The sequence below is a fragment of the Aestuariirhabdus sp. LZHN29 genome (assembly GCF_049985285.1).
Taxonomy (GTDB): Bacteria; Pseudomonadota; Gammaproteobacteria; order Pseudomonadales; family Aestuariirhabdaceae; genus Aestuariirhabdus.
Window position 1 is genome coordinate 930731 of sequence record NZ_JBNIEU010000001.1, and the last position, 16756, is coordinate 947486.

15 protein-coding genes and 1 tRNA gene are annotated in these 16756 nt (G+C 57.6%); 6 read left to right on the forward strand and 10 right to left on the reverse strand.

What is annotated here, in order from left to right:
• Positions 1–45 precede the first annotated feature (45 nt).
• Both ACP3PW_RS04515 and ACP3PW_RS04520 read right to left on the reverse strand, forming a co-directional pair.
• Positions 46–1053, reverse strand: coding sequence for a PQQ-binding-like beta-propeller repeat protein (locus ACP3PW_RS04515; RefSeq protein WP_426415475.1), 1008 nt, complete (start codon positions 1051–1053; stop codon positions 46–48).
• Positions 1054–1056: 3 nt separating this feature from the next.
• The gene (locus ACP3PW_RS04520) at positions 1057–1596 is read right to left on the reverse strand and encodes a cytochrome P460 family protein (protein ID WP_426415476.1); all 540 of its coding nucleotides are present in this window, start codon (positions 1594–1596) and stop codon (positions 1057–1059) included.
• A 131-nt stretch (positions 1597–1727) separates the two neighbouring features.
• Between ACP3PW_RS04520 and ACP3PW_RS04525 the strand changes: the two genes are divergently transcribed.
• Both ACP3PW_RS04525 and ACP3PW_RS04530 read left to right on the forward strand, forming a co-directional pair.
• Positions 1728–2012, forward strand: a complete 285-nt coding sequence (locus ACP3PW_RS04525) for a hypothetical protein (RefSeq protein WP_426415477.1) — start codon at positions 1728–1730, stop codon at positions 2010–2012.
• A 166-nt stretch (positions 2013–2178) separates the two neighbouring features.
• Complete coding sequence (locus tag ACP3PW_RS04530) at positions 2179–2865, forward strand: endonuclease (protein WP_426415478.1); 687 nt, start codon at positions 2179–2181, stop codon at positions 2863–2865.
• Positions 2866–2901: 36 nt separating this feature from the next.
• On the opposite strand, the gene ACP3PW_RS04535 is transcribed toward ACP3PW_RS04530, so the two are convergent.
• The 3 genes from ACP3PW_RS04535 to ada all read right to left on the reverse strand — a co-directional run bounded on the left by ACP3PW_RS04535 (position 2902) and on the right by ada (position 6398).
• Entirely contained in the window at positions 2902–4524 is a 1623-nt protein-coding gene (locus ACP3PW_RS04535; RefSeq protein WP_426415479.1) for an acyl-CoA synthetase, read from the reverse strand.
• Positions 4525–4577: 53 nt separating this feature from the next.
• Positions 4578–5054, reverse strand: coding sequence for a DUF2947 domain-containing protein (locus ACP3PW_RS04540; RefSeq protein ID WP_426415480.1), 477 nt, complete (start codon positions 5052–5054; stop codon positions 4578–4580).
• A gap of 279 nt (positions 5055–5333) precedes the next feature.
• Entirely contained in the window at positions 5334–6398 is a 1065-nt protein-coding gene (gene ada / locus ACP3PW_RS04545) for a bifunctional DNA-binding transcriptional regulator/O6-methylguanine-DNA methyltransferase Ada (RefSeq protein WP_426415481.1), read from the reverse strand.
• 232 nt (positions 6399–6630) lie between these two features.
• Between ada and ACP3PW_RS04550 the strand changes: the two genes are divergently transcribed.
• Positions 6631–7554 (forward strand): DMT family transporter, encoded by a 924-nt coding sequence (locus ACP3PW_RS04550; protein ID WP_426415482.1) that lies wholly within the window; start codon positions 6631–6633, stop codon positions 7552–7554.
• 79 nt (positions 7555–7633) lie between these two features.
• Here the strand turns inward: ACP3PW_RS04550 and eno are convergent, their stop codons facing one another.
• Together eno and ACP3PW_RS04560 are read right to left on the reverse strand one after the other, a co-directional pair.
• On the reverse strand, positions 7634–8920 hold the full coding sequence (eno, locus tag ACP3PW_RS04555) for a phosphopyruvate hydratase (RefSeq protein WP_426415483.1): 1287 nt from the start codon (positions 8918–8920) through the stop codon (positions 7634–7636).
• A complete protein-coding gene (locus tag ACP3PW_RS04560) occupies positions 8917–9942 on the reverse strand; it encodes a phosphotransferase family protein (protein ID WP_426415484.1) in 1026 nt (341 codons plus the stop codon). Before ACP3PW_RS04560 ends, eno begins: the two co-directional genes overlap by 4 nt.
• 133 nt (positions 9943–10075) lie before the next feature.
• Here ACP3PW_RS04560 and ACP3PW_RS04565 point away from each other — a divergent pair, with 133 nt between their 5' ends.
• Positions 10076–11077 carry a LacI family DNA-binding transcriptional regulator gene (locus ACP3PW_RS04565; protein WP_426415485.1) on the forward strand — a complete coding sequence of 334 codons (1002 nt, stop codon included), beginning with the start codon at positions 10076–10078 and terminating at the stop codon, positions 11075–11077.
• A 33-nt stretch (positions 11078–11110) separates the two neighbouring features.
• Here the strand turns inward: ACP3PW_RS04565 and ACP3PW_RS04570 are convergent.
• Positions 11111–11184: transfer RNA gene (locus ACP3PW_RS04570), tRNA-Gly, on the reverse strand.
• A 186-nt stretch (positions 11185–11370) separates the two neighbouring features.
• On the opposite strand from ACP3PW_RS04570, the gene ACP3PW_RS04575 reads away from it, so the two are divergent.
• Together ACP3PW_RS04575 and ACP3PW_RS04580 are read left to right on the forward strand one after the other, a co-directional pair.
• The gene (locus tag ACP3PW_RS04575) at positions 11371–13020 is read left to right on the forward strand and encodes a methyl-accepting chemotaxis protein (protein ID WP_426415486.1); all 1650 of its coding nucleotides are present in this window, start codon (positions 11371–11373) and stop codon (positions 13018–13020) included.
• A gap of 14 nt (positions 13021–13034) precedes the next feature.
• Positions 13035–13397, forward strand: coding sequence for a TraR/DksA family transcriptional regulator (locus ACP3PW_RS04580; RefSeq protein WP_426415487.1), 363 nt, complete (start codon positions 13035–13037; stop codon positions 13395–13397).
• 365 nt (positions 13398–13762) lie between these two features.
• On the opposite strand, the gene ACP3PW_RS04585 is transcribed toward ACP3PW_RS04580, so the two are convergent.
• Together ACP3PW_RS04585 and ACP3PW_RS04590 are read right to left on the reverse strand one after the other, a co-directional pair.
• Positions 13763–15256 carry a CoA-acylating methylmalonate-semialdehyde dehydrogenase gene (locus ACP3PW_RS04585; protein ID WP_426415488.1) on the reverse strand — a complete coding sequence of 498 codons (1494 nt, stop codon included), beginning with the start codon at positions 15254–15256 and terminating at the stop codon, positions 13763–13765.
• Positions 15257–15326: 70 nt separating this feature from the next.
• Complete coding sequence (locus ACP3PW_RS04590) at positions 15327–16640, reverse strand: aspartate aminotransferase family protein (protein ID WP_426415489.1); 1314 nt, start codon at positions 16638–16640, stop codon at positions 15327–15329.
• Positions 16641–16756: the final 116 nt, after the last annotated feature.

Below are 16756 nucleotides of genomic sequence, written 5' to 3' on the forward strand. Positions count from 1 at the left end.
CTGCACCAGGCTCCGAGTCCATATCCGCTAAAAAACCACAACGCCCTAAAGTGCCGATGGATCCGCCAACGTCACAAACTCCAGCTCACGGCCCCTGCGGACCGGCAGCATCACGCGCTGATTCCATACAATGGGTCCCGCTACGACCTGTCGTTGCAAAGCGCCGATGGAATGCATATCACCCTGCTTGTTCAGGGTTTCAACATGACCTTCGCTATCGCTCACCCACCAGCGGCCCCCGTGCCAACTCGAGAGATGGGTGATGCCCCCTTGCAGAGGGTAGTCCGCCAGAAGCTCACCGCGATAGGCATCCACCTGCGACAGGCTGCCTCCGAAACGGTGCAGCAAGAGTTGATCCTCTCGAAAATCAATGCGTTTAACCGGCGTCGCCAGCCTTAACTCCCACTGCAAATTTCCCTGCTCATCAAGCGCCACCACCCTCCCGGAGAACGTAGTGGCGATCAACAACGACTCGTTCACCGCCACCGGACCGAATACCAGCTCATCCTCATCAAGATCAAACTGCCACCGGCTCTTACCTTCATGGTCCAGGGCCCACAGCACGCCGTGGCTTCCTCCACTGACCAATAGATCGCCCAAGGGTGCGGGGGTGTAGATCCAGCCGGGAAACGATCGCTGCCACAATAAACGCCCAGTCCCAACATCCACTGCACGCAGGATACCGTCGGTGGCTCCGGCTACCGCCATCGACTCCACCAGCAGCGGCGAATAAACCGCCGTGGTCGACACCGGATAGTGCCACCTGAAACTTCCATCGGCCGGGTTGATCGCATAAATGCCCCTGCTACTGCCGACCAGGATCGAGCGCCCGTTGGCGACCGGCTCGAACACGCTTTGCCCATCAAGCACCCGCCACTGTCTTTGCAGGGAGTCGCCGCTAAAGAGCGCCACCCCCTGATCCGACACCACAACACCCGTACCGACACCCTCAATATCCACCCGCAGGGGGTTAGCAGGCCGGACAGGCTCCTGTGCAGATGCCAACAGCGGAAGCCACAATAACCACCCTAGCCACCACCTGTTCCGGCCCATAGACTACATCCCCTTGGCGTAGCGGTCATGGTTAAACACCATGTCACCACCGGGTGCCGCTGTATGACAGGCGATGCAGCCGGCCTTCGCACCCTTGGCGACAGCGCCTGCCAACTGCATCCCCTTGGGATTTACATGGAGGGAGCCATCGGGCTTGTACTTCACCCAGAACCAGTCCTGATTATCGGCATCGAACCCTTTGCGCTTGTACATAACGGTGACCGCCTGAAGGTACTTCGACGGATTATCCGCCACCGCCTGCTTGCTGACCCCTTCACCACCGTAGTTTCGTTTGATGATCACCAGGTCATTGACACCGCCGACCGACACCTTCGCGTCAATGGTATCGAGCACAGCGCCATGGGGATGCTGCCCCGTATAGGGGGTCGACATGATTGCATCGGCACCCACCAGACCGGCACTGGACAGTGCAGACCAGAGGTCTTGTGAATATTTGATATCCGCTTCTTCACCGAAAGGTGCCGCCATCACAGCACTACTGAGTAACGCTGAGCCCAGCGCCAGAACCCATCTCTTTTTCATCGTCGTATTCCCTTATTCGTAGTTGGAGTAACAAGGTTCGCGAGCCTTTCAAGGTATAAGAGCGCGACTCAAACCAATTTCTTTCGCAAGCGATGTTTCTTACACTGGTCGCTCCACGACAGGAGTTCCACGTGATCCGATTATCGAAACAACTGATGCTGCTACAAAACGAGTCCGAACTGTCCCAGGCGGGCTTAAAGCAGGGGCTCTGCTCAGAGCTGGCCAAGCAGCACGGGGGGGAGTGCGGGATAGAGTGGAGGTTTGATCGTGGGTTCTGGGACGATGGTGGCGGCAAACTAACCCTGCTATTTCACAACGCCAAAGAGCCCAAAAACGAAGAGTGCTGCCTGACCCTGCGTATGGAGCGCTCTCCAAAAGGGTATCGGGTCACCAGCCACCACCAGGCCGTGCCCTGACGCGCTGTCCCCCTCTGCGTAGCGCCCGTATCAAAACCCACCGCGCCAGAGCGGGTAGCCACGGTGCAACCAGCAGGCACCGGCTCCCCGCCGATTTACAAGGGGGACGAGGCCAGAGATAATCCCCCCTCAAGAGCCCGTTTTCGCTGCTGTATTGAGTCCTCTGATGCCTCCCGTTGTTCGCCACATCTTTCTGTCTCTTGGCCTGCTCCTTTGCCCCTCCCTGACCGTTGCCGCGAGCAATTTCAGCGCTGCCAAACAGGAGGCAAGGGAGATCTACGCGGACAACCCCGCCAGCTTTTACTGCAACTGCCGCTACCAACAGCAGGGCAAAAAACTGATACCCGACCTCGCCCATTGCGGCTACGAAGTGCGCAAACAGCCCCGGCGCGCCGAACGCATTGAGTGGGAACACGTGGTGCCGGCCTGGACCCTGGGCCACCAGCGCCAGTGCTGGCAGCAGGGGGGGCGCAAAGCCTGTAAAAAAGATCCTGCGTTTAAGCAGATGGAGGCGGATCTGCACAACCTGGTGCCCGCCATCGGCGAGATCAACGGCGACCGCTCCAACTACCGCTTTTCGATGCTGGGGGAGCACCCGGCCATGTACGGTGCCTGTGAATTCAAAGTGGATTTCAAGGCACGAAAAGCGGAACCTCCCGCCCTTAAACGGGGAGAGATCGCCCGTATCTACCTTTATGTGCACGAAAAATATGGATTAACCATGAGTCCCGCCCAACGCCGTCTGCTGCAGGACTGGCACCGGCGTTACCCGGTCAGCGGCTGGGAACGGGAGCGGAATCAGCGCATCGCCGCCCGACAGGGGGATTCCAACCCCTGGGTGAGCGCGCAGTAAATCCCCCCGAGCCTGTCCCGGCAGGGGGTCAAATCACTAGTCCCGCTCCCGCAACGCCTTGCGAATAATTTTTCCGGTCACGGTCATCGGCAACGACTCGACAAATTCGACCTCGCGGGGGTACTCGTGGGACGCAAGGCGTGTTTTCACGTGCGCTTGCAATACCTGCACCAGTGCGGCATCACCCGGGTATCCTGAATTCAACACCACAAAGGCTTTAACGATCTGGGTGCGAACCGGGTCATCTTTACCCACCACCGCGACCATGCTCACGGCCTCGTGGGAGAGCAGGCAGTTTTCGATCTCTGCCGGGCCAAAACGATAGCCCGAGCTGGTGATCAGGTCATCGTCCCGGGCCTGGAAATAGAGGTAACCATCCGCGTCTTGCAGTGCCAGATCTCCGGTGAGCATCCAGTCACCCACAAATCGTTCGCGGGTCGCCCTTTCGTTATTCCAGTAACCCAAAAACATAACCGGGTCCGGGTGTTTTATGGCGATGGTACCCACGGTGCCGGCGGCAACGGGTTCGCCCTCAACATCGAGCACGGCGAGTTCGTGCCCCGGCACCGCCATTCCCATGGAACCCGGCCGAGATGGCATCAGCGTGGTACAGTTCGAAACAATCATATTGCACTCGGTCTGGCCATAGAACTCATTAATGGTTACCCCCAGCTGCTGCTGCGCCCACTGCAGTAACTCCTCCCCCAGGGGCTCGCCTCCACTGGCGATGGTGCGTAACTGCAACGGCCAGCGGCCTCGAATATCCCCGAGGGTTCGCATCATCTTTAACGCGGTAGGGGGCATAAACAGATTGCGAATACCCAGTTGTGCAATAAGGGTTAGCGCGGCCTCGGGGTCAAATCGGGAAAAACGACGGGAGACCACCGTGACGCCGTGGTGCAGTGCCGACAGCAATACGTCGTAGAGGCCACCGATCCACGCCCAGTCGGCGGGGGTCCAGATGCGATCCCCGGGTTGGGGGAAAAGGTTATGGGAGAGTTCGACACCCGGCAGATGCCCCAGCAACACCCGGTGGCCGTGCAGAGCCCCTTTCGGCTGGCCTGTAGTACCCGAGGTATAGATGATCAGCGCTGGTGTGTCCGCTGTGGTCTGTACCGGTTCAAACTCGACCGAATGGTTTTCCAGTCCGGCGTAGAGGTCCCGTTCGTCACCCGCCGATGAATCGATCACCAGCACCTGCTCCAGGGCGGGTAGCTGGCACCTTAGGGGTTCCAGTTTGGCGGCCCCGATGCGGTCAGTAATCACTACGCGACAGCCCGAATCACTGAGGCGGTAGAGCAGCGCATCCCGTTCAAACAATGAAAACAGTGGCACCGCAATGGCCGCCATCTTATAGATTGCGATATGGCCAAAAGCGGTTTCCGGGCACTGGCCCAGCAACACCCCCACCCGGTCCCCCTGCTGAACCCCGAGCTCGATCATCAGGTTTGCGAGGCGGTTGGAACACTCCTTCAGGCGCTGGTAACTAAACGCTTCCGGCTCCGCTCCCGCCGACTGATGCAAAATCGCAATGCGCTCTGGGTCAATGGCAGCCCAGCGATCACACACATCCTCACCGATGTTGTAACGCTCAGGAAGCGACCAGCGAAACGATTCTCGCAGTTGCTGGTAACTCTGTTGGGGATTATTGGGCAGCACGGGGAGTCCTCTTAGGGTTTGACTCCATAGTGCCTTACGCCAGAAGGCGAAGGCTAGCCTGGCCGTTGACCGATGGTATAGCGGCCGTCCTCATGAAACTGCACTACCTGGAGGCGGCGCTTACCCAACAACAACGGACCCTCATCGAAGAACAGGAAGTTTTTCCAGTGACGCCGGAATATACCCCAGTGAGTCTGGATCACATCCCGGCTGTGGTAGCAAAAATAGACTACCGTATTGTCCGCCCAGTCTATCGCCTCCAACAGCTCCGCTGGCAACGCAGCATCTTCACTCTCCCACTGCGCTTGCCATTGCCCCTCATGCCCCCAGGTTGTTGCATTGGCGGCCCAGTCGTCGCCACCAAACTGCTCCGGGTGCTGGCTCTGCCTGCTCACATGCTGTTGCCACAGCTGCATGCTACGGGCCTCGCCCAGGGGCAGGATCTGCTCCAGATCCGCCCCGGTAACGGGCATATCTTTATGCCGAAACACCCAGGCTTTGCGGTAACTGTCGAGGGAGGGTTGACTCATAAGGGTGGATTAATCTGTGCTAAGTAGGAGGGCCACAGCCTAACATCACGGCGCCGAAAATGCTGCCGTACCAGAGGGGGAGTTCCTCTCCTATGTTGGCTTCCTCGCTGCAACCGCTAATGCATGTGGGCGCAACCCGGTATCTCTTCAACGGCCACTTACTGATCCCTGGATGGTGACACGGCGTAGTTTTTTGCGGCCAGTCCCCTTAAGAGGCGCGACATCATTACTCAACCCAACAGATAAGGCGACGCCCAATGAACAGGTGTATCGGCTAGTTTAGCGGGCGCGCCGCGCCCTTTCGCTGTCGATTAGTGCCCTTTTACGCGCCAACCCCCAGCGATACCCTCCCAGGCTGCCATCGCTCCTTAGCACCCGATGGCAGGGAATCAGCACCCCGATTCGATTCTTTGCACAGGCCGATGCCACCGCCCGAACGGCTTTAGGTTGATCGATCTGCGCGGCCAACTCGCTATAGCTGAGCAGATCCCCCTCTCGAATGCTCAGCAAAAACTGCCAGACCTTCAGTTGAAACGCCGTGCCGCGCATATCGAGGGGCAGATCCGGCCAGGGTGCCCCCTCACTAATATGCTGATCCAGGGCGTTCATCCAGGCATCGAGCTGCGGTGACTCCTGGGCTGCTGAGGGGTTTAACGCGGCCTTGGGAAACTCCTGTTGCAAACCCGATAGTAAGGACGCTTCATCTTCGCCGAACTGGACAAAGCAGACCCCCCTGTCCGTGGCCGCCATTACCATAAGACCCAACGCGGTATCACGGCACGCATAGGTGATCTCCTCACCTGCGCCCCCCGCCCTATAGGCCTTGGGTGTCATGCCGATATTGCGGGTAGCTTCACCGTAAACCCGGCTTACCGAGCCAAACCCGGAAGCAAAGATAGCATCCGTGACACCCTCACCCTGCTTCAGTGATGCTTTGAAACGCTGCATTCGTACCGCATCCTGATAGGCTTTGGGTGAAACCCCGAATGCAGCTTTGAATAGTCGCTGTAACCTGGAGGGCGACAGCCCTGCGATACCTGCCAGGGTAGCCAGTGTCAGCACCTCATCGGCATGGGATTCAATGTGACGCGCTATGGCCACCAGGCCTGCTACCCTCTCCGTTTCCCCTGCCGCCAGGCAACGTTTACAGGGTCGATATCCCGCCACTATGGCCGCTTCAACACTGGGAAAGAAGCGCAGATTTTCAGCGTTGGCTGAACGCGAACTGCACGATGGGCGGCAGAACACTCGGGTCGTGATAACGCCGTAAAAAAACAGGCCATCCTGGGTTTTATCCCGCGCCGCAATCGCCTGTCGCATCTGCTGTTCAGAGGGCATCGTCATCTCATGATCCTGTTCCGAGGGGGTGATACCGCGCTACTATGACCCGTTTTCCAACCAGAGCGCTATCCGTTTCTTGCCCATTCATTGCTGTTTTTCCAAACCCTGCCCCTGAGCGCCACTTTGCAGATAAATTTTCCCGGTTAAGCCTATAAAAGCAAGAAGCGGATGGTTTGTAATCCTCTTGCCCTATAAGCTCGCTGCACTATGTGCTGAAGCGACACCAGGAGCTACGATGACACCCGCTATTAACACTGCCATGGGCACCCGCGAATGGATCATGTTGATCCTGTTATCCCTGCGCTGGGGCGGCTCCTTTTTCTTTGTCGGTGTCGCGGTTACCGAAATGCCTGCCCTGACCATTGTCGCTCTTCGGGTCGGGCTGGCGGCGATCGCGCTATGGTGCATCGCATGGGCAATGGGGCTGCGCCCCCCCAAACAGTTGCAGGCCTGGATCGCTTTTCTTGGCATGGGACTACTCAATAATGTGGTTCCATTTACCCTTATTGTCTGGGGACAGACCCAGATTGCGTCCGGGCTGGCCTCCATTCTTAACGCCACAACTCCGCTTTTTGCCGTTGTTGTGGCAGGAGCGCTGCTGCACGACGAACGCGCCACGGTGTTAAAAATTATTGGGGTCGCACTCGGCTTTATCGGCGTTGTGGTGATGATCGGTTTGCCCGCTATGGGACAGAGCGATAGCACCCTGGCGCAACTGGCGATCGTCGGCGCCGCGCTATCCTACGCTTTTGCGGGGGTCTATGGCCGCCGCTTCCGAACCATGGGAATCAACCCTGTCGTGGTCGCTGCCGGCCAGGTAACGGCGTCCACGCTGGTTATGGTTCCTGTTGCGCTCACCGTAGACGGTCCACTCGACATAGCCGGCCCCGGAACAGAGGTCTGGGCTGCGGTTGTGGGGCTTGCGGTCCTATCGACGGCCATTGCCTATGTTCTCTACTTCAAGATTCTCGAGTTGGCCGGTGCAACCAACGCCCTGTTAGTCACCCTGCTGGTTCCGGTTTCAGCCATTTTGCTTGGTGCCCTGTTCCTCGGTGAGTCCCTTGATAGCGTACATTTCGTGGGCATGGCACTTATCGCACTGGGCTTTTCTGCCATCGACGGGCGCCTGTGGCAACGCAGGATCTCTGCAAAGGTCTAGCCGCACTGTTCGGCTGTCAGCTGATTTGTCGAATGACCTGTGCTGGCGGGGGGCGCGGCGCCCCCCCCCAGTCGATAGATTACCCCCAGGGAAAGCTCTTGCGAGGAGCCAGCCGTCCACCTTGCTGGCCCAGCGTCTCGGCAACCCTTAAGCCTTCATTCCACTTAGCCATACGCTCCGAGCGGCTGAACGAGCCTACTTTCAGCTGTTTGACCCCCCAGCCCACCGCCAGATGGACTATGGTCGTATCTTCGGTCTCCCCCGAGCGCGCCGATACAATTGACTCCCACCCCAGCTGCCGCGACCTATCAAGGGCTGCCTTGGTTTCAGTCAAGGTGCCCACCTGATTGGGCTTTATCAATGCGGTATTGCACGCTCCTCCACGGTGCGCTTCCTCAATTCGTGAGGCCGAGGTGCAGATAAAGTCATCCGCGATGACCTCTACCTTATCGCCCGCTGCTGCCGTAAACGCCGCCATAGCCTCAGGGTCATCTTCACCGAGCGGATCTTCAATGGCAACAATCGGGTATCGCTCGATCCACCGCAACAGCATCTCGGACAGGCCATCGGAATCTACCTCGCGCTTGTCAGCCGATAGCTGGTAACGACCCGCTTTTCCGAAATCCGTCGCGGCAATATCCAGCGATATGGCGACGTCCTCACCAGGAATGAATCCTGCCCCCTCTATGGCCCGTACCAAATAATCCAGCGCCTGTTCGTTGGAAACAAACGCGGGCCAGTAACCACCCTCGTCTGCAACGCCCTGATTCAGGCCTGCTTCAGTCATTATCCGGCCCGCGCAACGGTAAACCTCTGCGGTCCACTCCAGCGCTTGCTCATAGGTTTTTGCCCCTGTCGCAATCACCATGAAATCCTGCACATCGACCCGTCGCCCGGCATGGGCTCCACCACCAAAGATCTGGATTTCAGGCAACGGTAAAAAAAAGTCGTCGCGCCCTTTACCCAAATATTGCCATAGGGGGAGTTCCGCCTCGGCCGCTGCCCCATGGGCGACCGCCATGGATGTTGCTATCAATGCGTTTCCGCCCAGACGGCTTTTGTTGGCCGTACCATCGAGCTCTATCAACGCCGCATCCACCTGTTCCTGATCTGATGCATCCAGCCCCCGCAAGCAGTTCGCAATCTCTCCGTTTACGGCGGCTACTCCAGCTTTTACATCGAATCCACCAAAGGTATCGCCTCCATCTCGCTTGTCGACAGCCTCCCCACTGCCGGTCGAAGCTCCGGCGGGAGCGATAGCACGCCCCACCGCCCCGGACACCAGTTCGATTTCAGTCTCTATCGTCGGACGTCCTCTCGAGTCCCATACTCGCCGCCCCTTAGCCGTTTTTATTTCTACACTCATTTCAATAACTCCTGATTCCAGGCAGCGGCTACGGACTGCAGCCGGGTTGGCGGGTCAAACAACAGGGCTCGAGCGCATCTACGCACTCGCTCCTTGTCGCTATCGGCGGTGATATATTCAGCGGGAGACTTACCATCCACCCGAGCCAAAAAAAGACCCGGTAACAGGCTCGCCGCCCTGGCTTCCATAACTTCCGCAGACTCCCAGTTCACCTCTTTCAGGTAGCTTTCGGTCATCTCCCGGAAGCATTCTAGGAAACTCTCCTTCGAGCCCGGGGTCCACAAGCATTTAAGAAGAAAGTGGTTAAGGCAGAAAGCGAGATCAAATGCAGGGTCCCCCATGCATGCGCACTCTGCATCCAGAAAAACCGGCCCCCTGGGTCCCAGCAGAATGTTCTTTGGACTCACATCTCCGTGGATCATGGTGAGAGATGTCTCTGCGGTTCTTCGGCTCAGGGAAAACAGTATCTGCTTAAGGTCGGGATGCCTCTCAGCGGTTGCTTCAAGATAGGGTTCCAGTCGTATCGCATGAAAAATACCCGTTTCTGGAAACCGCGCCCTGACTGCCGGGTCTGTTGCTGTTTCCCTATGGATCCGACCCAGAATCGTTCCGGCCATCGCCGCCTGGCGGCTATCAGCCCTTCCCGCGTGCAGTTCGGTTTTCCAAAGGCGGTGGGTTTGCGGATCAAGAAACTCCATCGCAAATAACATGGCCTGGCTATCCTGAGCCAATATAGTCGGGGCCGCCCCCGGCACAATCTCATTGGCACACTCATACCAGGCAACCTCATACTGGTTGCGTTCAACCGGTGCAAACCAGGCGGCCTCCACCTTTAGCTTGGACAGTGCACGTTTAACACAGTACTCCCGCCCCTCTGTGCATACCCGCCAGATATCTGATGATACCCCGCCGGTTAATGCCTCATAGGTGGCGCTTTCCGGCTCTGGAAGCAGGCCCAACCCCATCAAGCTCTCGAGCATCCCCTGGTCCGGTACCGCCAGCGTCGTGTCATTGGGTTGCATTTTCTACCTCTCTTCCTGTCAGAGCAACAAATTGCGCAAACGTTTGCACAAACACTTATATTAAATTATTTGTGCATTTTCAATAGTTGAGTAACATTATGTGCAATCGTTTGCATCCTTCTTTTGAGGCTCCATGGTTACTATTAAAGATCTCGCGACGAAGCTGGGAGTTTCTCCATCAACCATCACCCGCGCGCTGGCCGATAACCCACGCATCAGCGCCAAAACCAAACGCTTGGTTCGTGAGGCTGCGGCCGAGATGGGTTACGTAGCAGACAGCGCTGCGAAAACCATGCGCAATAAATTCAGTCCGCTGATTGGCCTGCTGATCCCCGACATTGAAAACAGTTTTTACGCCCGGATCGCCAAAGCCTTCTCAGATGTCTGCAACAGCCACGGCTTTCAGCTCACCCTGGCGGTGAGCGATGACAATAGCGCGATCGAGGAGCGCCACATCCACCAGTTAGTTGCGGCGCGTTGCGCAGGGATCGCTATTGTTCCAACCGCCACCCTGAGCCAGCAAAGCATCTCATTACTGTCTGCCCGAAATGCGGCTCAACTCATCCGCCGCAACAGCGAAATCAACACCGACTGGTATGGCATCAACGATGTGATGGCACTGCAAAATGCAACACGAGCGCTGTTGGAGCTTGGCCACCAGCGAATTGGTTTTATTTGTGGAACGTCCGAGTTGGTATCGGGCCGTGACCGTTTGCACGGCTACAGTACCGCTCTCCATGAAGCCGGAATTGAGCTCGCCCCCGAGCTCGTTATGAAGGGGCCTCCCAGGGCTTTTTTCGGCCAGCAATCCACCCACCGCCTGGCCAACCTAAACAATCCACCGACGGCGATCATCGCCGCCGGTGCCGGGTTAAGTGAGGGCATGCTGAGCTCGGTATCAGCGTGGCGCAACGCCGACCAGCAAAAAATATCCCTGATTGGATACAGTGATTGCAACGCCTTTCGATGGTGGGGAAACACAGGGCTGACCGCAATAGATCTACCGATTCGTCAAATCGCTACCGACCTGTGCACGACCCTGATCGACAGGGCTCGCAGCGAAGGGCCCTTTTTGCGCGAAGACTACCTCTACGACTCGCAGCTTATCTTGCGAGGTAGCGTTCACCCCTGCTAACAGGGGATGTCGTTTGAGACGATTAGGGGGAAATGGAGCGGGTGAGGGGAATCGAACCCCCGTAGTCAGCTTGGGAAGCTGGAGTTCTACCATTGAACTACACCCGCTTGAGAGGAGGTCGTTGGCAATTAAACACTAGAGGCCGGGCGTTGCGCAAGCTCCCTCCTGTCGCGCCCGTGCGGCAACCTAAGGTCTATAGTTACTACTAAACATTATTGATACCGCGCCGATAACGCATAAATAGCAATAAAAAAAACAGGCGCTATTTCATTAGCTCCCGACAGAGGCCCTCCGTGACGACCACCTCCTTTCCAACCACCCACCTCATCCCAGCGACCGCAGGATTATTTGCAGGGCTCTTCGTCGGGCTATCCGCCAATTTACTGTTACCGCCTGCCCTCGCGTTTCTTCTTGCTGCACTCAGCGCCGCCCTGGTGACCCTTTGGATAGCCAAGCGTGTGATTATTGCCCCCTCCGAGAAAATTATGGATTACGCGCTCAGGGTGTTAAAGGGTGAGAGCCCTCCCCTCCCGGTCCAGCGCGAGGAACAGCAGGTGCTCATGGCGCTCGAGGCGCTTACCAGCCGTTTGCAGTCGCTTGAAACTCGCAGTAGCCAGATCGCTATTGCCGCGGCCGAGGTGTCCCACCTGTCCGATAGCATCACCTCTAAAGTTCATGCCGAGGTGAGTGATATTGAAGATATCGGCGAGGCCGCGAGTCGCATTCAGGCCAACGCCAATCAGGTAAATCTATCTGCCGACGAAGCCGCTCACCTGGGTCAGGAAACTCTGGGTGCCAGCGAAGCTGGCCAGCTAGCGATAGAGACAGCGATGCAGCAGATGCGGGAAACCAGCGCCAAGGCGGAGGAAACCGCGGGCTTTGTCGCCAGTCTTGAGACCAAATCCAACCAGATTCAGCAGATCACCAGTGTCATCAGCGGAATCGCAGAGCAGACCAACCTGCTTGCCCTGAACGCTGCCATTGAAGCGGCCCGTGCCGGGGAGCAGGGGCGAGGTTTTGCCGTGGTGGCCGATGAGGTGCGCAATCTTGCGCAGAAAACCACCGAGGCCACCGACGAGATTGGCGTCATGATCGGCGGCATCAGTAGCGATATCCACCGTGCGGTTGAAACCATGGGATCCCTGGCCGAGGCGATATCCCAATCTGAACATAAAAACCAGGCCGTAGCGGATCAGCTCAACAGCATTCATTCGCTGGTGGGGAGCATGCAAGAGCAGGCCACCTCCATCTCCGACGGTGCCGCTGCTAATAAGGGAGAGGTTGACGGTATTGGCTCGGCGATCCACTCGGTTCAAACTCACTTGCATGATACAGAGCAAAGTGCCGAGCACGTATCCAGCCGGGCCCTTCAGGTGTCGGATGTTGCAGAGGAGATTCACTCCAGCCTGATGGAACTGGGGGTGGAATCATTGCACAGCCAGGTACGGCGCGAAGCCGAAAACGCCGCCAGCTCCATCGCGGCGCTGTTTGAAGAGGATATTGATCGCGGTGTCATTAGCCTCGATGATCTGTTCGATCGCAACTACCAGCCGGTCGCCAACACCAACCCACAAAAGTTCACAACCCGCTTCGATGAGTACACCGACCGGGTACTGCCTCCGATACAGGAGCCGATACTCGAACGCATGAGCGAACTTGCCTACGCCGGAGCCACCGACGATAAAGGGTATTTTGGTACCCACAACCGGCGCTACGCCCAGCCCATGACCGGCGACTACGAAAAGGACCTGCTGAACAGTCGCACCAAACGAATTTTTGGTGATCGCACTGGACAGCGCTGCGCTAAAAACACCACCCCATGCCTGCTCCAAACTTACAAGCGGGACACCGGAGAGGTGATGCACGACCTGTCGGTTCCTATCATGCTCCGGGGTCGCCATTGGGGCTGCTTCCGTGTCGGCTATCGGGCGGCGGAAGACTAGATGCGCGGCTCCCTGTGACGATTCTGGATCTCACCACCGAGCAACAACATGAGCTCAGGCAAAGCCTGTTGAGCCAACGCGACGAGTTGACCCAACAGTTGCACCAGGGCCTGGACAGCAGCGCCATCGTAGAGCTCGACCAGCAGGCCTTTGGCCGCGTATCCCGGCAGGATGCCCTGCTACAACAGAGTATGGCGAAAGCGACGGTACAGCAGGCCGAAGAGCAACTGCGACAGGTAACTCGGGCGCTGGCAAGAATAGAGAGTGATGACTTCGGTTACTGCGAACAGTGCGAGGAGCCCATTGGTTACGCTCGGCTTCGGGTTCGACCCGAAGCCCCCTGGTGCATGGCCTGCCAGAGCATGAGCGAACAGTAGTAGACCCTCTCCTGCCGCAAACCACAAGTACATAGGAAGTGCCGGTCCGGCAGGAGCACTGACCGGCCCGTCCATGACTCCCGCGACGACTGACAGGGACGTCAGGAGTGCCGACTTTTTTCAGGTCAGGCAGGAGCAGCTATCGGCCGCCCGTCCCTTTGATCGCTCCCGCGACCCACAAGGACGTGGGGAGTGCCGGCCCAGCAGGAGCACTGACCGGCCCGTCCATGACTCCCGCGACGACTGACAGGGACGTCAGGAGTGCCGATTGCGCAGGAGCAGCTATCGGCCGCCCGTCCCTGGGCATAAAAAAGGGCCACCTTGGGGGTGGCCCGAGCCGAAAACCGACACAACAGGTGTACCTACTACTTCATGGTGGGCATCACAAACTCGGCGCCACTGCGAATACCTGTGGGCCAGCGTGAGGTCACCGCTTTCTTGCGCGTATAGAAACGCACGCCGTCGGTGCCGTGCATATGCAAGGGACCGAACAGCGAGCGCTTCCAACCACCAAAACTGTGGAAAGCCATGGGCACAGGGATGGGGACATTGACGCCCACCATGCCAACCTGGATTTCGTGGGTGAACTGGCGCGCCGCGTCACCATCGCGGGTAAAGATTGCGGTACCGTTACCGTACTCATGATCGTTGATCATGCGTACCGCGGTGTCATAATCCGGGACGCGTACAACAACCAGCACCGGCCCGAAAATCTCCTCCTGGTAGATGGTCATATCGGTCGTCACCTGATCGAACAGACAGCCACCGATAAAATAGCCCTCTTCCCCACCCTGAACCCGCAGATCCCGGCCATCGACGAGCAACTTGGCACCCTGCTCGACGCCACTGTCAACGTAGCCCCGCACCTTGGCCAGGTGCTCACGGCTCACCAGGGGACCCATCTCCATGTCGGGGTTCATACCGTTGCCAACCTTCAACTCGCGCACCAGGGGCGTCAGTTTTTCGACCAGAGCATCCCCCACATCACCTACCGCAACGGCGACAGAGATCGCCATACAACGCTCACCCGCCGATCCATAGGCGGCTCCCATCAAAGCATTTACCGCCTGATCCAGATCTGCATCGGGCATCACCACCATGTGGTTCTTGGCCCCACCCAGGGCCTGCACCCGCTTGCCGTGGGCGCTGGCGGTGGCGTAGATATACTCGGCAATGGGGGTGGAACCCACAAAACTGACCGCTTCAATATCCTTATGGGTCAGCAATACATCCACCGCTTCCTTATCACCATTGACCACGTTGAAAACGCCATCGGGCAGGCCCGCCTGTTTCAGTAGCTCCGCCATAAAGAGGGGTGCACTGGGGTCTTTCTCGGATGGTTTCAGCACAAAGGTGTTACCGCAGGCGATAGCCACCGGATACATCCACATCGGCACCATAGAGGGGAAGTTAAAGGGGGTAATACCCGCTACCACGCCCAGGGGTTGGTTCAGTGACCAGGCATCTACCGAGGTACCCACCGACTCCGAGTGTTCACCTTTGAGCAGGTGGGGAATACCACAGGCAAACTCCACCACCTCAAGGCCACGAATCACTTCGCCCTTAGCATCACTATGGACCTTTCCGTGCTCCCGGGTAATCAGCTCTGCCAGATGATCAATATTTTGCTCAACCAGCTGCTTGAATTTAAACATCACCCGGGAACGGGTCAGGGGTGTTTTGGCCGCCCAGGCAGGAAATGCCGCTTTGGCGTTAGCGATCGCAGCTTCGGTTTCAGCCACACTAGACAGCGCAACGGTGCCGGTTTGCTCTCCCGTTGCTGGATTGTATACGGGCTGGGTGCGGTCGCCCGCAGCGGTAGCTTGGCCACCAACGTAGTTACTGAAAACTGTGGTCATCGGGATCACCTATAACGTGGAGGGGCCCTGCGCCCGAAGACGCAGGGGTAAAACAAAGAAAAGAGCGTGCTTAGCTGACGGAACGTGCCGCCTCGCTGATTGCCTCTGCGATGCGGTCGATCTGGGCCTTCTCGATAATCAACGGTGGTGACACCGCTATGATGTCACCGGTCGCCCGCACCAGTACACCCTTCTCAAAGCAGCGCAGGAACACTTCGTAACCGCGCTTACCCGCACCATCAGCAGAGGGGGCAAACTCAATGCCAGCGACCAGCCCCAGACTACGAATATCAATGATATTGGGGGCACCCTGAAGGCTATGCATCGTCTCTTGCCAGTAGGACTCGAGCTCCAGCCCACGGGCAAACAACCCGTCTTGCTCATAGATATCCAGCGTCGCCAGGCCTGCGGCGGCGGCTACCGGGTGACCGGAGTAGGTGTAGCCGTGGAACAGCTCAATCCCCTCCGGGCCATCCATAAAGGTGTTGTAGATATCATCACTGACAAACACCGCCCCCATTGGGATAGCGCCGTTGGTCAGCCCCTTGGCGGTCGTAATCATATCGGGCTTCACGCCAAACCGGTTTGCGGCAAATGCATCTCCGATACGACCGTAACCGGTAATAACTTCATCAAAAATCAACAAGATTCCGTGCTTGGTGCAAATATCACGAAGGCGTTGCAGGTAACCCTGCGGTGGCATGATAACCCCTGCTGAACCCGCAAAGGGCTCTACAATGACCGCCGCAATGGTCGAGGCGTCATGCAGGGCAACAATATTTTCAAGCTCGTCAGCAAGCTCGGCTCCGTTTTCGGGCAACCCCTTGGTGAAGGCGTTGGCCTTGATATTCAGGGTATGGGGTAGATGATCAACCCCATTAAGCAGAGAGCCGAAAAATTTACGGTTATTTACCAGCCCGCCCACGGAGATGCCGCCAAAACCCACACCATGGTATCCCTTCTCACGACCTACCAGACGCTGGCGTGTACCCTGCCCACGGAGACGGTGGTAGGCGATAGCGATTTTCAAGGCGGTATCTACCGATTCGGAACCCGAGTTGGTAAAGAACACGTGATCCAGCCCCTCGGGGCTGTGCTGTACCAGCCGCTCGGCCAGCTCAAAGGGCATTGGGTGACCCATCTGGAAGGGAGGGGCATAGTCGAGCTTGGCAATTTGGGCAGATACCGCCTCAGTAATCTGCTCCCGGCTGTGGCCCGCATTGCAACACCACAGCCCCGCTGTACCGTCGAGAATTTCACGGCCATCGTCGGTCTTGTAATACATGCCTTTGGCTTCGGTAAGAATGCGAGGAGATGCCTTAAACTGGCGATTCGCGGTAAATGGCATCCAGAAGGCGTCGAGACTGTTGGTTTTATCGTTCATTATTAGCATCTTCCTGTCGATGTTTTCGGTCCCTTGCACGGCGCTGGCTAAGTAGTGACCGCAGGGGATTTTGCCCAATAATATGTCAAATAAAACAAACAGTGAAGCCTATAAAC